The 1,038-nt window shown below is 67.9% G+C and carries 1 protein-coding gene; it reads right to left on the bottom strand.

Annotated features, from left to right (window positions below):
- On the bottom strand, positions 1 to 1,038 hold a 1,038-nt coding region (locus tag Q7T84_RS02240; RefSeq protein WP_304806010.1), incomplete at both ends, for an ATP-dependent helicase.

Below are 1,038 nucleotides of genomic sequence, written 5' to 3'. Positions count from 1 at the left end.
TCCTCCCAGCCGGGCAGGAAGACCAACGGGAATTCGAGACCCTTGGCCGAGTGCAGGGTCATGATCTGCACCGCGTCGGCCTGGGGGCCGCGATCCATGTCCATCACCAGGGAGACGTGTTCGAGATAGGCCTCAAGGCTGTCGAAGGCGCTCATCGACTGGACGAGTTCCTTGAGGTTCTCCAGCCGGGTCTGGGCGGTGGGCGTCTTGTCCAGACGCAGGGCGTCGGTGTAGCCGCTCTCCTCCAGCACCTGCTCGGTCACGCGGGCATGGTGCATGGTCTGGGCCTGGGCGCGCCAGCGGTCGAGGTCGCGCAGGAAGTTGGACAGCGCCGTGCGGGTGCGGGCGGCCAGTTCGTCGGTCTGCACCGCCTGGCGGGCGGCGGCCATCACCGGCACGCCGCCGACCCGGGCGATATGCAGCAGCTTTTGGACGGTGGTGTCGCCGATGCCGCGCTTGGGCGTGTTGACGATGCGCTCGAAGGCCAGGTCGTCGTCGGGTGACTGGATCAGCCGCAGATAGGCATGGACGTCGCGGAGTTCCGCCCGCTCGAAGAACCTGGGGCCGCCGACCACCGTGTAGGGAATCTGCAGCATCACGAAGCGCTCTTCGAAGGCCCGCATCTGGAAAGAGGCGCGGACCAGGATGGCCATGTCGCGGAACTTGCGCGGCTCCTTTTCCGTGCCGCCCTTCTTGGCGCGTTCGATCTCCTCGGCGACCAGCCGGCTCTCGGCCTCGCCGTCCCAGACGCCGCGAACGATGACCTTCTCGCCGGCGTTGCTCTCGGTCCACAGGGTCTTGCCGAGCCGGCCCTTGTTGGCGGCGATCAGGCCTGAGGCCGCGGCCAGGATGTGGCTGGTCGAGCGGTAGTTGCGCTCCAGCCGGATCACCGTCGCGCCGGGGAAGTCGCGTTCGAAGCGCAGGATGTTGTCCACCTCGGCCCCGCGCCAGCCATAGATCGACTGGTCGTCGTCGCCGACGCAGCAGACGTTCTGGCGCTTCTGCGCCAGCAGCCGCAGCCACAGGTACTGGGCGACG

The sequence above is a fragment of the Phenylobacterium sp. genome, assembly GCF_030654915.1.
In the GTDB taxonomy this organism is placed as follows: Bacteria; Pseudomonadota; Alphaproteobacteria; order Caulobacterales; family Caulobacteraceae; genus Phenylobacterium.
Note: the sequence above shows the minus strand (reverse complement) of the source record. Positions and strands in the feature narration are given on the sequence as shown.